The organism is Achromobacter deleyi (assembly GCF_013116765.2).
Classification (GTDB): domain Bacteria; phylum Pseudomonadota; class Gammaproteobacteria; order Burkholderiales; family Burkholderiaceae_B; genus Achromobacter; species Achromobacter deleyi_A.
The window spans coordinates 491460-506138 of record NZ_CP074375.1; the positions used below are offsets into that span (position 1 = coordinate 491460).

Here is a 14679-nt window from a genome sequence, read left to right on the forward strand (position 1 = left end):
CTTTCAGAGTCAGCCCACATGCCGCAATTTTTTATCGATCGACCAATTTTCGCCTGGGTAGTTGCCCTCTTCATTCTGCTGGCGGGGGTGTTGGCCATCCCTAACATGCCAGTCGCGCAGTACCCCGACGTGGCGCCTCCAGCCATCACGATCACCGCCACCTACCCCGGCGCGTCGTCCAAGGAGGTGGCCGAATCGGTCACCAGCATCATCGAGGACAAGCTCAACGGCGCCAAGGGCCTGATCTACTACGAGTCGGTCAGCGATTCCTACGGCACCTCGACCATCACCGCCACGTTCGCGCCCGGCACGGATCCCGACCTGGCGCAGGTGGACGTGCAGAACCGCGTGTCCAACGTGATCGCCCAGCTGCCCACCGCCGTGCAGCAGCAGGGCCTGCAGTATGAGCAGACCAGTACCGGCTTCCTGATGATCGTCACGCTGTCGTCCGCGGACGGCTCGCTGGACCAGACGGCGCTGGCCGACTACATCACCCGCAACGTGCAGAACCCGGTGTCCCGGGTGCCGGGCGTGGGCCAGTTCCAGCTGTTCGCCGCGCCGCGCGCCATGCGCGTCTGGGTGGACCCCGCCAAGCTGGTGGGCTTCAACCTGAGCATGGCTGAAGTCAACAGCGCGATCGCCGGCCAGAACGTGCTGGTGTCGGGCGGCAGCATCGGCTCGCCTCCCAATCCGGACTCGCAGCGCATCACCGCCACGGTCACGGCCAATGGCCAGCTCAGCACGGTCGATGGCTTCGGCAGGATCGTCCTGCGCGCCAATACCGACGGCTCCAAGGTGCTGCTGCGCGACGTCGCCCGCATCGAAGTGGGGGCGGACAACTACCAGTTCGGCGCCCGCCTGAACGGCAAGCCCACGGCGGCCTTCGCCATCGTGCTGTCGCCGAACGCGAACGCCCTGGCCACGGCGCAGGGCGTGCGCCAGCAGATGGAAGAGCTGTCCAAGTACTTCCCCGGCAACATCCAGTACGCCGTTCCCTACGACACCGCGCCCTACGTGAAGGTGTCCATCGAGCAGGTGCTCCATACCCTGGCCGAAGCCATGGTGCTGGTGTTCCTGGTGATGTACCTGTTCCTGCAGAACGTCCGCTACACGCTGATTCCCGCACTGGTCGTCCCGGTGGCCATGCTGGGGTCGTTCGCGGTGATGCTGGCGCTCGGGTTCTCGATCAACGTGCTCACCATGTTTGCGATGGTGCTGGCCATCGGGATTCTGGTGGACGACGCCATCGTGGTGGTCGAAAACGTCGAGCGGATCATGGCGACGGAAGGCCTGCCGCCCAAGGAAGCCACCAAGAAGGCGATGCCGCAGATCAGCGGCGCCATCATCGGCATCACGCTGGTGCTGGTGACGGTGTTCCTGCCGCTGGCCTTCATGAGCGGGTCGGTGGGCGTGATCTACCGGCAGTTCTCGGTGGCCATGGCCGTGTCGATCTTCTTCTCGGCCCTGCTGGCGCTGACCTTCACTCCGGCGCTGTGCGCCACCATTCTCAAGCCGGTGCCCAAGGGCCACCACAACGAGAAGAAGGGCTTCTTCGGCTGGTTCAACCGCAAGTTCGACGCCACTACCCACGGCTACCAGAACTGGGTGTCGCGCATCCTGCACAAGGGCGGCCGCATGATGCTGGCCTTCCTGGTGCTGGTCGTGCTGCTGGGCTGGCTGTACCTGCGCCTGCCTTCGTCGTTCCTGCCCGAGGAAGACCAGGGCTACGTGGTCAGCAACATCGAGTTGCCCACCGGCGCCAGCGCCAACCGCACCATCGAGGTGATCGAACAGGTCGAGAAGTACTTCAGCAGCATCCCGGCGGTGGAAAACATCATCGCCGTGCAGGGCTACAGCTTCAACGGCAACGGCCTGAACGCCGCTATCGCGTTCACCACGCTGAAAGACTTCAAGGATCGCAAGGAACGCAAGGATTCCGCGGGCGCCATCGCATTCGTCGCCTTCGAGAAGCAGCTGATGGGCATCCATGATGCGCAGGTGTTCACCTTGGTGCCGCCCGCGATCTCGTCCCTGGGCAACGCCACCGGTTTCGACCTGCGCCTGCAGGATCGCGGTTCGGCGGGCACGGACGCGCTGGCCGCGGCCACGGCCCAGCTGATGGGCGAGGCCATGAAGAGCCCGGTGCTGTCGCAGGTCCGGATCACCGGCCTTGCCGCGGGCACGCAGCTCAGCCTGAACATCGACCGGGACAAGGCTGCCGCCCTGGGCGTGGACTTCAATGAAGCCGCCTCCCTGATCTCCACGGCGGTCGGTTCGGCCTACCTGAGCAAGTTCCCCAACATGGGCCGGATGCAGAACATCTGGGTGCAGGCCGATGCGCCTTACCGCATGCAGCTTTCCGATGTGCTCAAACTGAACGCCCGTAACACTCAGGGCGGGATGGTGCCGCTGTCCACGTTCGTGAGCGCGGAATGGGTCCAGGGGCCGGTGCAGGTGGTGCGCTATAACAGCTACGAGTCGATGCGCATCGGCGGCAGCTCGGCGGCCGGCTACACCACGGGCGAGGCCATGGCGGAAATGGAACGCCTGGTGGCGCAGCTGCCGCAAGGCTTCGGCTACGAGTGGACGGGCCTTTCCTACCAGGAACGGCAGGCGGGCAACCAGGCGCCCATCCTGATGGGCCTGTCGCTGCTGGTCGTGTTCCTGGTGCTGGCCGCGCTGTATGAAAGCTGGGCCATCCCGATCTCCGTGATGCTGGTGGTGCCGCTGGGCATGCTGGGCGCGGTGGCGCTGGTCAGCGCGCTGGGCATGTCCAACGACGTGTACTTCCAGGTGGGGATGGTGACCGTGATCGGGCTGGCGGCCAAGAACGCCATTCTTATCGTGGAATTCGCCAAGGACCAGTATGCCCGGGGCATGGGGCTGTACGAGTCCGCGGTGGAAGCCGCGCGCCTGCGGTTCCGGCCGATCCTGATGACGTCGCTTGCGTTCATTCTGGGCGTGATTCCGCTGGCAATGGCGACCGGCGCGGGCGCCGCCAGCCAGCGCGCGGTGGGCCTGGGCGTGCTGGGCGGCATGTTGGCCGCCACGCCGTTCGCCGTGATCTTCGTGCCGACATTCTTCGTGGTGGTGCTGGGCCTGTTCAAGACCCGGCCCCGTCTGCTGGGCGCCGAACTGCGCGCCTTCGAAGAAGAGCAGGCCGCCAAGAAGGCGGCGGCCGGACAGGCCGCTCCCGACGCGACGCCGCAACCCGCACAACCCAACGGTGGCCAGGAGGGCAAGGAATGAAAGCCCTGATGTTCAAACAGACCGCCTTGTCCGCCTTCGTGGCGGTGGCATTGGCCGGGTGCTCGCTGGCGCCCGATTACAAGCGTCCCGACGCGCCGGTGAGCGGCGCGTGGCCCGACCAGCCCAAGGTGGAGTACGGCGCGTATACCCGCTCGACCACGCTGGGCACCCAGCCTTCCACGGCGGTGATGCCGCAAGAGGGCACGCCCGCCGCCGACCTTGGCTGGCGCGAGTTCTTCCGCGATCCGCGCCTGCAAAGCCTGATCGAGCTGTCGCTGGTCAACAACCGCGATCTGCGCGTGGCGGTGCAGCGCGTGGAAGAAGCCCGTGCCCAGTACGGGGTCCAGCGCGGTGCGCAATGGCCCAGCATCGGCGCCGGCATTCAAGGCCAGCGCCAGCATCTGCCGGCCAACATGCGTGCGGAAAACTCCAGCTCGATCAGCAGCACGTACCAGGCCGGCATCGGCCTGACTACGTTCGAGATCGACCTCTTCGGCCGCCTGCGCAACCTGTCCGAAGCGGCGTATCAGCAATATCTGTCGACGGAGCAGGCGCAAAAGACCGTGCAAATCACGCTGGTGGGCTCGGTCGCGCAGTCATACTTCAATCTGCGCGCGGCCGAAGTCCAGCTTGAGCTGACGCAGCGCACGCTGGCCTCGCGCCAGGAGTCCTACGATCTGGTCAAGCGCCGCTTCGACGGCGGCGTGGCGTCCGAACTGGACCTGAATCAATCCAAGTCGCTGCTGGACACCGCGTCCGCCGACCTGGCGCAACTGGCCCGGGCCCGGGCCCAGGCCATGAACGCGCTGGTGCTGGTGGTGGGGACGCCGCTGCCGGACACGTTGCCCGCGCCGGCCACGTTCGGCCGCGACCAGCTGCTGGCCACGGTGCCTTCCGGCCTGCCGTCGGACCTGCTGGAACGCCGGCCCGACATCCTGGCGGCGGAAAACCAGCTGTTGTCCGCCAACGCCAATATCGGCGCGGCGCGTGCGGCGTTTTTCCCGACCATCTCGCTGACCGGCCTCTTGGGCGTGGCCAGCCCGTCGCTCGGAGACCTGTTCAAGGGCGGCCAGGGCTACTGGAGCTTCTCGCCTTCGATCACGACGCCGCTGTTTGCCGGCGGCAGCATCCGCGAAGGACTGAACCTGGCCAAGGCGCGCGACAATATCGCGGTCGCCCAGTACGAGCAGACCATCCAGCAGGCGTTCCGCGAAGTCTCGGACGCGCTGGCGGGCGAAGCCACCTACGGGGCGCAGCTGGACGCCCAGCGCGCGCTGCAGGATTCCTCGGCGCGCACGCTGGAACTGTCGAATTTGCGGTATACCAATGGTATTGACAGCTACTTGCAGGTGCAGACCGCGCAAGTGGACTTTTTCAACGCCCAGCTGTCACTGGTGCAAACCGGCCTGGCCGCGCTGATCAACCGCGTGGAACTGTACAAGGCGCTGGGCGGCGGCTGGGAAGAAACAACGAAAGTGCAATGATAGAACTTGGTGTAAACATCGATCACGTTGCCACGCTGCGGCAACAACGCCACACGGTCTACCCCGACCCGATCGCCGCCGCGCTGCGCGCGGAAGACGCCGGGGCCGACCTGATCACGCTGCATCTGCGCGAAGACCGGCGCCATATCCAGGACGCCGACGTCTACGCCATCCGTCCGCAGCTGCGCACCCGCATGAACCTGGAATGCGCGGTCACCGCTGAAATGCTGGAGATCGCCTGCGCGGTCAAGCCCAGCGATGTCTGCCTGGTGCCCGAAAAGCGCACCGAGCTGACGACGGAAGGGGGCCTGGAAGTGGCGGGCGCCATGGGGCCGGTTTCTGACGCGGTGGCCCTGCTGGCCGAGGCCGGCATCCGCGTGTCGCTGTTCATCGACCCGGACCCGGCGCAGATCGCCGCGGCGGCCAGGGCGGGCGCGCCCGTGATCGAGCTGCATACGGGCGCCTATGCGGAGGCCGAAGGCGAGGCCGCCGAGGCCGAGCTGCGGCGCATCCGCCTGGCGGTGGCCGAAGGCCTGCGCCACGGCTTGCGCGTGAACGCCGGGCATGGCCTGCACTATGGCAACGTCAAGCCGGTGGCGGCGCTGGACGGCATCTCCGAACTCAATATCGGCCACGCCATCGTGGCGCAGTCGATATTCGACGGCTGGGAAAAAGCGGTGCGCGACATGAAGGCGCTGATGGTGCAAGCGCGCCTGCAAGCGTTGCGCGGCCTTTGAACGCGGGCCCGATGACGCGTTTTGACCGCTAGCCGAGCGATGACGCCCATGTCCGATCCTTCCTCCGCCACGCCCCCGGGCGCCATCGCCGGCATCGGCATGGACCTGCTGCGCATCGACCGCATCGAGCGCGCCCTCGAGCGCCATGGCGACCGCTTTGCGGAGAAGATCCTGGGCGTCGAAGAACTGCAGAAGTTCCACGCGCGGCGCGCGCGCGATCCGGTGCGCGGCCTGCGTTTCCTGGCCACCCGCTTTGCCGCCAAAGAGGCGTTTTCCAAGGCGATCGGGCTGGGCATGCGCATGCCCATGACCTGGCGGCGCGTGCAGACGCTGAATGCGCCGGGCGGGCGCCCGGTGCTGGTGATCGCGCCCGAACTGCTGGAATGGTATGCCCAGCGATTCGGCGCCGCCCATGTTTCCATTACCGATGAATCCGATATGGCCGCCGCCTACGTGGTGGTCGAACGCAAGCCCTGATTCCGGCTTTGCCGGGACCGCTTGCCAGACATAGACACAAGGACAGCCCCCTATGGCCAAGAAGAAATCCAAGGCGGTTCTGCCCCCCGGCCCCGTGATGGTCGATGTGGCGGGATACGCGCTGACGAAAGCGGAAAAGAAGCGCCTGCGCCACCCCCTGGTGGGCGGCGTCATTCTCTTTGCCCGCAATTTCGAGAACCGTGCCCAGCTGACCGAGCTGACGCGCCAGATCCACAAGGCCCGCAAGGAGCCGCTGCTGATCCTGGTGGACCACGAAGGCGGCCGCGTGCAGCGCTTTCGCGAAGACGGCTTCACCGGCTTGCCCGCGATGCGCGAGCTGGGCGCGCTGTGGGACCGCGATCCGCTCAATGCGATGCGCCTGGCGACGGAAGCCGGCTACGTGCTGGCCGCCGAACTGCGCGCCTGCGGCGTGGACATGAGCTTCACGCCGGTGCTGGACCTGGACTACGGCGTCAGCAAGGTGATCGGCAACCGCGCCTTCCACCATGATCCGCGCGTCGTCGCGATGCTGTCGCGCGCGCTGATCCAGGGCCTGGCGCTGGCCGGCATGTCGGCTTGCGGCAAGCACTTCCCGGGCCATGGCTACGTGGGGGCGGATTCGCACCACGAGATTCCCGTGGACCCGCGCACGCTGGACGAGATCCTGAAGGACGACGCCGCTCCGTACGCCTGGCTGGGCGACGCGGTGCTGCCGTCGGTGATGCCCGCGCACGTGATCTATCCCAAGGTCGACAAGCATCCGGCCGGCTTTTCCAAGCGCTGGGTGCAGGACATCCTGCGCAAGCGCCTGGGCTATGACGGCGTGGTGTTCTCGGACGACCTGACCATGGAAGGCGCGTCGGTCGCCGGCGACATCCTGGACCGCGCCAATGCCGCGCTGCGCGCCGGCTGCGACATGGTGCTGGTGTGCAACCGGCCGGACCTGGCCGACGAGTTGCTGTCGAAGCTGGAGTTCGACCACACGCCCGAGTCCGTGGCCCGCATCCGCCGCCTGATGCCGCGTTTCGATGCGCCCGACTGGGATACCTTGCAGGCCGAAAGCCGCTATCAGAATGCCCGACGACTTCAATCTCAAATCGTTCCTGTCTGACCTGCCGCATCTGCCGGGCGTCTACCGGCACCTGGATGCGGCGGGCGAGGTCATGTATGTCGGCAAGGCGCGCGACCTGAAGAAGCGCGTCTCGTCGTATTTCCAGAAAAACCTGGCCAGCCCTCGTATCGCCCAGATGGTGGCGAAGGTGGCGCGGCTTGAGGTGACGGTGACGCGCTCCGAGGCCGAAGCGCTGATCCTGGAAAACAACCTCATCAAGAGCCTGAAGCCGCGCTACAACATCCTGTTCCGCGACGACAAGTCCTATCCGTACCTGCTCATCACCGGCCATGCCTGGCCGCGCATCGCCTACTACCGCGGCGCCACCAACAAGCGCGGGCAGTATTTCGGCCCGTTTCCCAACGCCTGGGCCGTGCGCGAAACCATCCAGATCCTGCAGAAGGTCTTCCGCCTGCGCACGTGCGAGGACAGCGTCTTCGCCAACCGCTCGCGGCCCTGTCTGCTGCATCAGATCGGCCGTTGCTCGGCGCCCTGCGTGGGCGCGATCGAGGCGGCCGAGTACGAGCGCGACGTACAGCGCGCGGTGCGTTTCCTGAACGGGGAAGCCAAGGAGGTCATGGGCGAGATCGAGGCCCGCATGCTGGCCGCCGCGGGCGAACTGCGCTTCGAGGAAGCCGCGGCCCTGCGCGACCAGATGGGCTCGCTGGCGCGCGTGCTGCACCAGCAGACCATGGAGAACGTCAGCGGCGAGGACACCGACATCATCGCGGTGGCGATCGCCGGCGGCAAGGTCTGCGTGAACCTGGCGATGGTGCGCGGCGGCCGTCACCTGGGCGACAAGCCGTTCTTTCCGACGCATGCGGAGGGCGAGGCCGCGCCGCAGGTGCTGGAAGCGTTCGTGGCGCAGCATTACACCGACAACGCGCTGCCGCCCGTGCTGGTCTGTTCCCACGCATTGCCCGACCCGGACCTGATCTCCCTGCTGGTGGAGCAGGCCGGCGGGCGACCGTCGCGGGTGCTGACGCGTCCACAGGGCACGCGCCGGTCCTGGCTGGAGCAGGCCACCAAGAACGCCGAAATGGCCCTGGCGCGCGCGCTCACCGAGTCCGGCGCCCGCGCGGCCCGCACCCTGGCGCTGGCCGAGGCGCTGGACCTGGACACGGACGAGGCCGCGCTGGACGCGCTGCGCATCGAGTGCTTCGACATCAGCCATACGGCCGGCGAGGCCACCCAGGCTTCCTGCGTGGTGTTCGAACACCACGACATGCAGCCCTCGCTTTACCGCCGCTACAACATTGCCGGCATTACGCCGGGCGACGACTACGCGGCGATGCGGCAGGTGCTGACCCGGCGCTTTGCCAAGGTGGCCGATGGCGAGGCGCAGATGCCCGGGCTGGTCCTGATCGACGGCGGCAAGGGGCAGGTGGAGGTCGCTCGCAAGGTGTTCGCGGAGCTGGGCCTGGACATCCAGACGCTGGTGGGCGTGGCCAAGGGGGAAGGGCGCAAGGTCGGCCTGGAGACCCTGGTGTTCGCCGACGAGCGGCCGCCCGTGGCGCTGGGCGGCGAATCCGCCGCGTTGATGCTGATCGCCCAGGTGCGCGACGAGGCGCACCGGTTCGCGATCACCGGCATGCGGGCCCGGCGCGCCAAGACGCGCAACGTCTCGCGCCTGGAAGAGATCGAAGGCGTGGGAGCGCGCCGCCGGCAGCGGCTGCTTGCCCGGTTCGGCGGCTTCTCGGGCGTGGCCTCGGCCAGCATCGAGGATCTGGCGACGGTGGACGGCATCTCCCAGGAACTCGCCATCCGCATTTACGAGGCGCTGCGCTAATGCCAGTACGTATCCCGCCCGCAGGCGCTTCGGGGGTGGGTCCCCCCATTGCTCTACTGATGTAGCATACGGACACTATGCCAATTAATGTTCCCATTATCCTGACGTGGCTGCGCATCGCCATGATTCCGCTGGTCGTCGGGCTGTTCTACCTGCCCGAGAGCTGGATGTCGGTGCCCGCGCGCGACACCCTCGCCGCATGGGCGTTCATCATTGCCGCGCTGACGGACTGGTTTGACGGCTGGCTGGCCCGGCGCTGGAACCAGACGTCGGCATTTGGCGCGTTCCTGGATCCGGTGGCCGACAAGCTGATGGTCTGCGCCGCCCTGATCGTCCTGCTGGACCTCAGCCGCGTCGACGCTTTCATCTCGCTGATCATCATCGGCCGGGAAATCACGATTTCCGCCCTGCGCGAATGGATGGCCAAGATTGGCGCCAGCGCCAGCGTGGCGGTGCATCGCCTGGGCAAGTTCAAGACGGCCGCGCAGATGGTGGCGATTCCGTGCCTGCTGTACAACCAGCCGGTCCATGGCGTCAGCACCAAGCTGCTGGGGGATGTGCTGATCATCGTGGCGGCGGTGCTGACGGTGTGGTCGATGCTGTACTACCTGCAGCGCGCCTGGCCCGCCATTCGCGAGAAAGCCCTGTAGTTCCGTCGTGCAGTGCCGTGGTGCCACTTGAAGAGCGATATGCCGGCCTGGTCCGGCACGGCCCGCGTGCCGCAATCGCCGTGAATCCAACGCCCGGGCTACCCGGGCGTTGCCGGAGACAACCCGCGAGCCGCCATGGGCGGACGCATCCTGCCGCTGCCCGCGGCCTTTTGCAATGAACACCGCTACCGCTGCAAATACCTTGCTTTCGGACACCGCTGTCCGCCGGCGCGACTGGAAGATCATCCTGCTGATCGGCGTGGCGCACGCATCCTCCCACTTTTTCCAACTGGTCCTGCCGTCGCTCTATGGCGCATTGGGCCTGGAGTTCGGGCTGGACTTTGCGCGCCTGGGGCTGCTGGTATCGGCTTTCTACGTGGTGTCCGGCATCGGCCAGGCCTCGTCGGGATTCGTGGTCGACCGGATCGGCGCGCGTCCGGTGCTGTGGTTCGGGCTGGGGTGCTTCGTGCTGTCCGGGCTGCTGATAGGATCGGCCACGGGCTACGCCATGCTGATGGCCGCGGCGGTCGTGGGCGGCATCGGCAACTCGGTCTTCCACCCGGCGGACTACTCCATCATCAACCATCGCATTACTGCCCCCCGTCTGGGCCATGCGTTCTCGACGCACGGGCTGACCGGCAACCTGGGCTGGGCGCTGACGCCCGTGTTCATCACCTCCATCACGCTGCTGGCCAGCTGGCGCGTGGCGGCCTACAGCGCCGCGGGCCTGGTGGCGCTGGTGCTGCTGCTGACCGTGCTGGGGCGCGACCTGATCGGCGGCCCCTCGCCGCTGGACGCGCGAGCCGACGGCAAGGACGGCGACCAGGCGGCCAGATCCGCCGCCAAACCGCAGGAGGGCGTGCTGACGACCCTGGCTGCCCTGTTGGCCAAGCCGGCGCTGTGGGGCGCGTTCCTGTTCTTTGCCTGCACCTCCATCGCGCTGTCGTCGGTGCAGAACTACACCATCCCGCTGTTGGGCCAGTTGTATGACTTGTCCAAGGTGACCGCCAGCTCGGCCTTGTCCGGCTACATGGTGGCCTCGGCCGTGGGCATGGCGGCCGGCGGCTTCCTGGTGTCGGCCAATCCCCGCACCGAGCGCACCGTGATGGTGGCGCTGATCCTGGCGGGCCTGACGCTGGTGGTGCTGGCGCTGGGCCTGGTGCCAGCGGTGCTGGCGGCGCCGGTGGTGGGCCTGGCCGGCTTCTGCTCCGGCGTGGCCGCGCCGTCGCGCGACATGCTGATCCGCAAGGTAACTCCCAAGGGGTCCACCGGCTCGGTCTACGGCCTGGTCTATTCGGGCATGGACGTGGGCTCGGCCCTGGGTCCGCTCGCTTTCGGCCTGCTGCTGGACGCCGGCCTGCGCCAGGGTCCCTGGGTGGGCGCCGGCGTGGCGTTCGCGGTGGCTGCCTTCCTGGCCCAGTGGATTGCCGTGCAGGCCCGTCGCGCCGAACCGCCGGCCGTGGCGGTGTCGGCGCGCTCCTGAGCACCGCGGGCAACTGAATCCGGCGCCGGGTTTTCCTTGCGCGCCGTCAACCTTCCGGCTTGCCGCATTGCGGCGGCTTGCGCCTATTGACGCACCGCAAAGCCGCCGTTCCTCATGCTCGCTGTAATAACCACAAAGCAAGGCAGGTTATTCACAGGAGAAGCAAATGAGAAAGCAAGGCACGCTGCTGGCGATGGGGATCGTACTGGGGTTATGGGCCGGGCAGGCCTGGAGCGCGTCGCAGGAACCCATCCAGCCGATCGAACCCCTGGTCGTCAAGGAACCGGCCAAGGTCGAGCTGGGCAAGAAGCTCTTTTTCGATCCGCGTCTGTCGCGCTCCGGCGCGATCTCCTGCAATTCCTGTCACAACCTGGGCATGGGCGGGTCGGACAACCTGAAGGCGTCCATTGGCCACAAGTGGCAGCAGGGCGGAATCAACTCGCCTACGGTGCTCAATTCCAGCCTCAGCATCGCCCAGTTCTGGGACGGCCGCGCCAAGGACCTGCGCGAACAGGCGGGCGGCCCCATTGAGAATCCGATGGAGATGGCCTCGTCCCACGAACTGGCTGTCCAGGTGCTCAACTCCATCCCCGGCTATCGGGCGGAGTTCAAGCGGGTCTTCGGCAAGGACGGGATCACCATCCAGGAAGTGACGGGCGCGCTGGCCGCGTTCGAGGAAACCCTGGTCACGCCGAACTCCCGCTTCGACCAGTGGCTCAAGGGCGACAAGAAGGCGCTGACGGTACGCGAGCTGGCCGGCTACGATCTCTTCAAGAACAGCGGCTGCGTGGCCTGCCACAACGGCGTGGCCGTGGGCGGCAATTCGTTCCAGAAGATGGGGCTGGTCACGCCCTACGTGACGGAGAACAAGGCCGAAGGGCGGGCGGCGGTGACGGGCAAGGATGCGGACCGCTTCAACTTCAAGGTGCCGACCCTGCGCAACGTGGCGCTGACCTATCCGTACTTCCATGACGGCGAGGCGGCCACGCTGACGCAAGCGGTGGACGTGATGGGCCGCCTGCAATTGGGCCGCACCTTCTCGGCGGATGAAAATGCGCAGATCGTGGCGTTCCTGAAGACGCTCACGGGCGATCAGCCTGTCATCCAGTACCCGGTGCTGCCGCCGTCCGAAGACGACACGCCGCGCCCTGAACCCTTCGTGAAGTAAGAAAGAGCGGCCGCCCCAAGGGCGGCTGCTGCCTTTACTGGCGGACGGTGCGCACGTCCGCGGGTGGCGCCGTCTCGAAGTTGCTGCGCCACGGATTGATGTCCAGCCCGCCGCGGCGCGTGTAGCGCGCATACACCGTCAGCTGCTCGGGACCGCAAGCCTGCATGATGTCGCTGAAGATGCGCTCGACGCAGTGTTCGTGGAATTCCGCGTGCTGGCGGAACGACACCACATAGCGCAGCAGCGACTCGCGGTCTATCGGCGCGCCGCGATAGCGGATCTGCACGCTGGCCCAATCGGGCTGGCCGGTCACCGGACAGTTCGATTTCAGCAGGCGCGACGCCAGCGTTTCCTCGACCACGTCCCCGGGCCGGGTGCGCAGCACCTCGGGCGCCGGTTCGTAGGTGTCGATCTCGATATCCAGCTTGTCTATATAGATGCCGTCCAGTTCGCCCATCCGCAATTCGGAGAAGCGCTGGGGCAGGAAGAAATCCAATCCCACGGGCGCGCCCGCGGCGGCACTCAGGTCGCGCTCCAGGCGGCCGCGCAGGGCGGCGGAGTTGACCAGGCGGGTCTGGTTGAACGAATTCAGATAAAGCTTGAACGACTTGGACTCGATGATGTTGGGGCTGTCCGCCGGCACCGAGAACGTGGCCATGGCCACGCGCGGCTTGCCCTTGGCGTCCAGCCAAGAGAGCTCGTAGGCGTTCCACAGGTCCACGCCCGTGAACGGCAGGCTGCCGGCGCTGAGGTTCAGCGCCGCGCGGTTGTGCGAACGCGCGATGGGAAAGAGCAGCGAGGGGTCGTATTGCGAGGCGTAGGCCACGCTCTGCCCGAGCGGGCCGTGAGACAGGGTCATAGCGGAGTCATCGGAAACTTAGGGAATGACGGCATTGTAGGCGGTCGGAAAACCGGTGATTTTCCATAATATGAAATGTAACTCTCGTCATGTGAAAGTGCCTGCTGCGCAGCAATGCAAGCGCATTTCATAGACGACAATTGCGTTTCACTATACGAAATGAAATTTATAAGCTGATGATTTATATAAATAATAATTTTTGTCTTCTATAAGACATAGGTTCACATTGCTCCGCAGCAGAGGCATAGACTTTGTCCAACGATTCACGCAACGCAAGACGCGAATCTTTTGAAGTTCTCTCATCACTGACCTGGAGCATCACCATGAGCAATCGCGAAACCGAAATCCGCAATCTGCAGAAGGATTGGGCAGAGAACACCCGCTGGCAGGGCATCAAGCGCGACTACAGCGCCGAGGATGTCATCCGCCTGCGCGGTTCGATCAGCGTCGAACACACGCTGGCCCGCCGCGGCGCCACCCGCCTGTGGGAACTCCTGCATAGCGAGCCTTTCGTGAATTCGCTGGGCGCCCTGACCGGCAACCAGGCCATGCAGCAGGTCAAGGCCGGCCTGAAGGCCATCTACCTGTCCGGCTGGCAGGTCGCCGGCGACGCCAACCTGGCCGGCGAGATGTACCCCGACCAGTCGCTGTATCCCGCCAATTCGGTGCCGCAGGTGGTTCGCCGCATCAACAATTCGCTGACCCGCTGCGACCAGATCCAGTGGATGGAAGGCAAGAACCCCGGCGATGAAGGCTACCTCGACTTCTTCGCCCCCATCGTGGCGGACGCCGAGGCCGGTTTTGGCGGCGTGCTCAACGCCTACGAACTGATGAAGGCCATGATCGAGGCCGGCGCCTCGGGCGTGCACTTCGAAGACCAGCTCGCTTCCGTGAAGAAGTGCGGCCACATGGGCGGCAAGGTGCTGGTTCCCACCCGCGAGGCCGTGGCCAAGCTGGTGTCGGCCCGTCTGGCCGCCGACACGATGGGCACGCCCACCGTGCTGCTGGCCCGCACCGATGCCGATGCCGCCGACCTGGTGACCAGCGACGTCGACGAAAACGACCGTCCGTTCATCACCGGCGAACGCACCGTGGAAGGCTTCTTCCGCACCCGCGCCGGCATTGATCAGGCCATCTCGCGCGGTCTGGCCTATGCCCCGTATGCCGACCTGATCTGGTGCGAAACGTCCACGCCCAACCTGGAGTACGCCCGCAAGTTCGCGGAGGCCATCCATCGTCAGTTCCCCGGCAAGCTGCTGGCGTACAACTGCTCGCCGTCGTTCAACTGGAAGAAGAACCTGGACGACGGCACCATCGCCAAGTTCCAGCGCGAACTGGGCGCCATGGGCTACAAGTTCCAGTTCATCACGCTGGCCGGCTTCCACGCGCTGAACTACGGCATGTTCGAACTGGCCCATGGCTATGCCCGCCGCCAGATGAGCGCCTTCGTGGAACTGCAGCAGAAGGAATTCGCCGCCGCCGAAATGGGCTTTACCGCCGTGAAGCATCAGCGCGAAGTGGGCACCGGCTACTTCGACGCCGTGACGCAGACGATCGAAGGCGGCAAGTCCTCGACCACCGCGCTGACCGGCTCGACGGAAGAGGCCCAGTTCGAACATGGCAAGACGCAGAAGGCCGCGTAAGCCATTGACCGAGGTTTTGCAGTTGAAGT

General features: G+C 66.1%; 11 protein-coding genes. 10 read left to right on the plus strand and 1 reads right to left on the minus strand.

Annotated elements, in window-relative coordinates:
- Positions 1-18 precede the first annotated feature (18 nt).
- From HLG70_RS02240 to HLG70_RS02280, 9 genes are all read left to right on the plus strand, one after another.
- Positions 19-3249 (plus strand): efflux RND transporter permease subunit, encoded by a 3231-nt coding sequence (locus HLG70_RS02240; RefSeq protein WP_171665395.1) that lies wholly within the window; start codon positions 19-21, stop codon positions 3247-3249.
- Positions 3246-4733: an efflux transporter outer membrane subunit gene (locus HLG70_RS02245; protein ID WP_171665393.1), complete on the plus strand. Its 1488-nt coding sequence runs from the start codon at positions 3246-3248 to the stop codon at positions 4731-4733. The genes HLG70_RS02240 and HLG70_RS02245 overlap by 4 nt, the downstream gene beginning before the upstream one ends.
- A complete protein-coding gene (locus HLG70_RS02250; protein ID WP_171665391.1) occupies positions 4730-5470 on the plus strand; it encodes a pyridoxine 5'-phosphate synthase in 741 nt (246 codons plus the stop codon). Before HLG70_RS02245 ends, HLG70_RS02250 begins: the two co-directional genes overlap by 4 nt.
- Positions 5471-5518: 48 nt before the next feature.
- Positions 5519-5947: a holo-ACP synthase gene (acpS, locus tag HLG70_RS02255; RefSeq protein ID WP_171665389.1), complete on the plus strand. Its 429-nt coding sequence runs from the start codon at positions 5519-5521 to the stop codon at positions 5945-5947.
- Positions 5948-5999: 52 nt separating this feature from the next.
- A complete protein-coding gene (gene nagZ, locus HLG70_RS02260) occupies positions 6000-7058 on the plus strand; it encodes a beta-N-acetylhexosaminidase (RefSeq protein WP_171665387.1) in 1059 nt (352 codons plus the stop codon).
- A complete protein-coding gene (gene uvrC, locus HLG70_RS02265; protein ID WP_171665385.1) occupies positions 7021-8847 on the plus strand; it encodes an excinuclease ABC subunit UvrC in 1827 nt (608 codons plus the stop codon). Before nagZ ends, uvrC begins: the two co-directional genes overlap by 38 nt.
- A gap of 77 nt (positions 8848-8924) precedes the next feature.
- A complete protein-coding gene (pgsA, locus tag HLG70_RS02270; RefSeq protein WP_171665383.1) occupies positions 8925-9497 on the plus strand; it encodes a CDP-diacylglycerol--glycerol-3-phosphate 3-phosphatidyltransferase in 573 nt (190 codons plus the stop codon).
- A 175-nt stretch (positions 9498-9672) separates the two neighbouring features.
- Entirely contained in the window at positions 9673-10980 is a 1308-nt protein-coding gene (locus HLG70_RS02275; RefSeq protein WP_171665381.1) for an MFS transporter, read from the plus strand.
- A gap of 166 nt (positions 10981-11146) precedes the next feature.
- Positions 11147-12148 (plus strand): cytochrome-c peroxidase, encoded by a 1002-nt coding sequence (locus tag HLG70_RS02280; protein ID WP_171665379.1) that lies wholly within the window; start codon positions 11147-11149, stop codon positions 12146-12148.
- Positions 12149-12182: 34 nt separating this feature from the next.
- Here HLG70_RS02280 and queF read toward each other — a convergent pair whose 3' ends face one another.
- Positions 12183-13007: an NADPH-dependent 7-cyano-7-deazaguanine reductase QueF gene (gene queF / locus HLG70_RS02285; RefSeq protein ID WP_171665377.1), complete on the minus strand. Its 825-nt coding sequence runs from the start codon at positions 13005-13007 to the stop codon at positions 12183-12185.
- A gap of 323 nt (positions 13008-13330) precedes the next feature.
- On the opposite strand from queF, the gene aceA reads away from it, so the two are divergent.
- Entirely contained in the window at positions 13331-14650 is a 1320-nt protein-coding gene (gene aceA / locus HLG70_RS02290) for an isocitrate lyase (RefSeq protein WP_171665375.1), read from the plus strand.
- Positions 14651-14679: the final 29 nt, after the last annotated feature.

What these genes read in the sequence shown, in the direction of transcription:
- HLG70_RS02250 (WP_171665391.1), top strand. Translation starts at nt 4,730, where the DNA reads ATGATAGAACTTGGTGTAAACATCGATCACGTTGCCACGCTGCGGCAA.
- uvrC (WP_171665385.1), top strand. Translation starts at nt 7,021, where the DNA reads ATGCCCGACGACTTCAATCTCAAATCGTTCCTGTCTGACCTGCCGCAT.
- HLG70_RS02275 (WP_171665381.1), top strand. Translation starts at nt 9,673, where the DNA reads ATGAACACCGCTACCGCTGCAAATACCTTGCTTTCGGACACCGCTGTC.
- acpS (WP_171665389.1), top strand. Translation starts at nt 5,519, where the DNA reads ATGTCCGATCCTTCCTCCGCCACGCCCCCGGGCGCCATCGCCGGCATC.
- HLG70_RS02240 (WP_171665395.1), top strand. Translation starts at nt 19, where the DNA reads ATGCCGCAATTTTTTATCGATCGACCAATTTTCGCCTGGGTAGTTGCC.
- HLG70_RS02245 (WP_171665393.1), top strand. Translation starts at nt 3,246, where the DNA reads ATGAAAGCCCTGATGTTCAAACAGACCGCCTTGTCCGCCTTCGTGGCG.
- aceA (WP_171665375.1), top strand. Translation starts at nt 13,331, where the DNA reads ATGAGCAATCGCGAAACCGAAATCCGCAATCTGCAGAAGGATTGGGCA.
- HLG70_RS02280 (WP_171665379.1), top strand. Translation starts at nt 11,147, where the DNA reads ATGAGAAAGCAAGGCACGCTGCTGGCGATGGGGATCGTACTGGGGTTA.
- nagZ (WP_171665387.1), top strand. Translation starts at nt 6,000, where the DNA reads ATGGCCAAGAAGAAATCCAAGGCGGTTCTGCCCCCCGGCCCCGTGATG.
- queF (WP_171665377.1), bottom strand. Translation starts at nt 13,007, where the DNA reads ATGACCCTGTCTCACGGCCCGCTCGGGCAGAGCGTGGCCTACGCCTCG.
- pgsA (WP_171665383.1), top strand. Translation starts at nt 8,925, where the DNA reads ATGCCAATTAATGTTCCCATTATCCTGACGTGGCTGCGCATCGCCATG.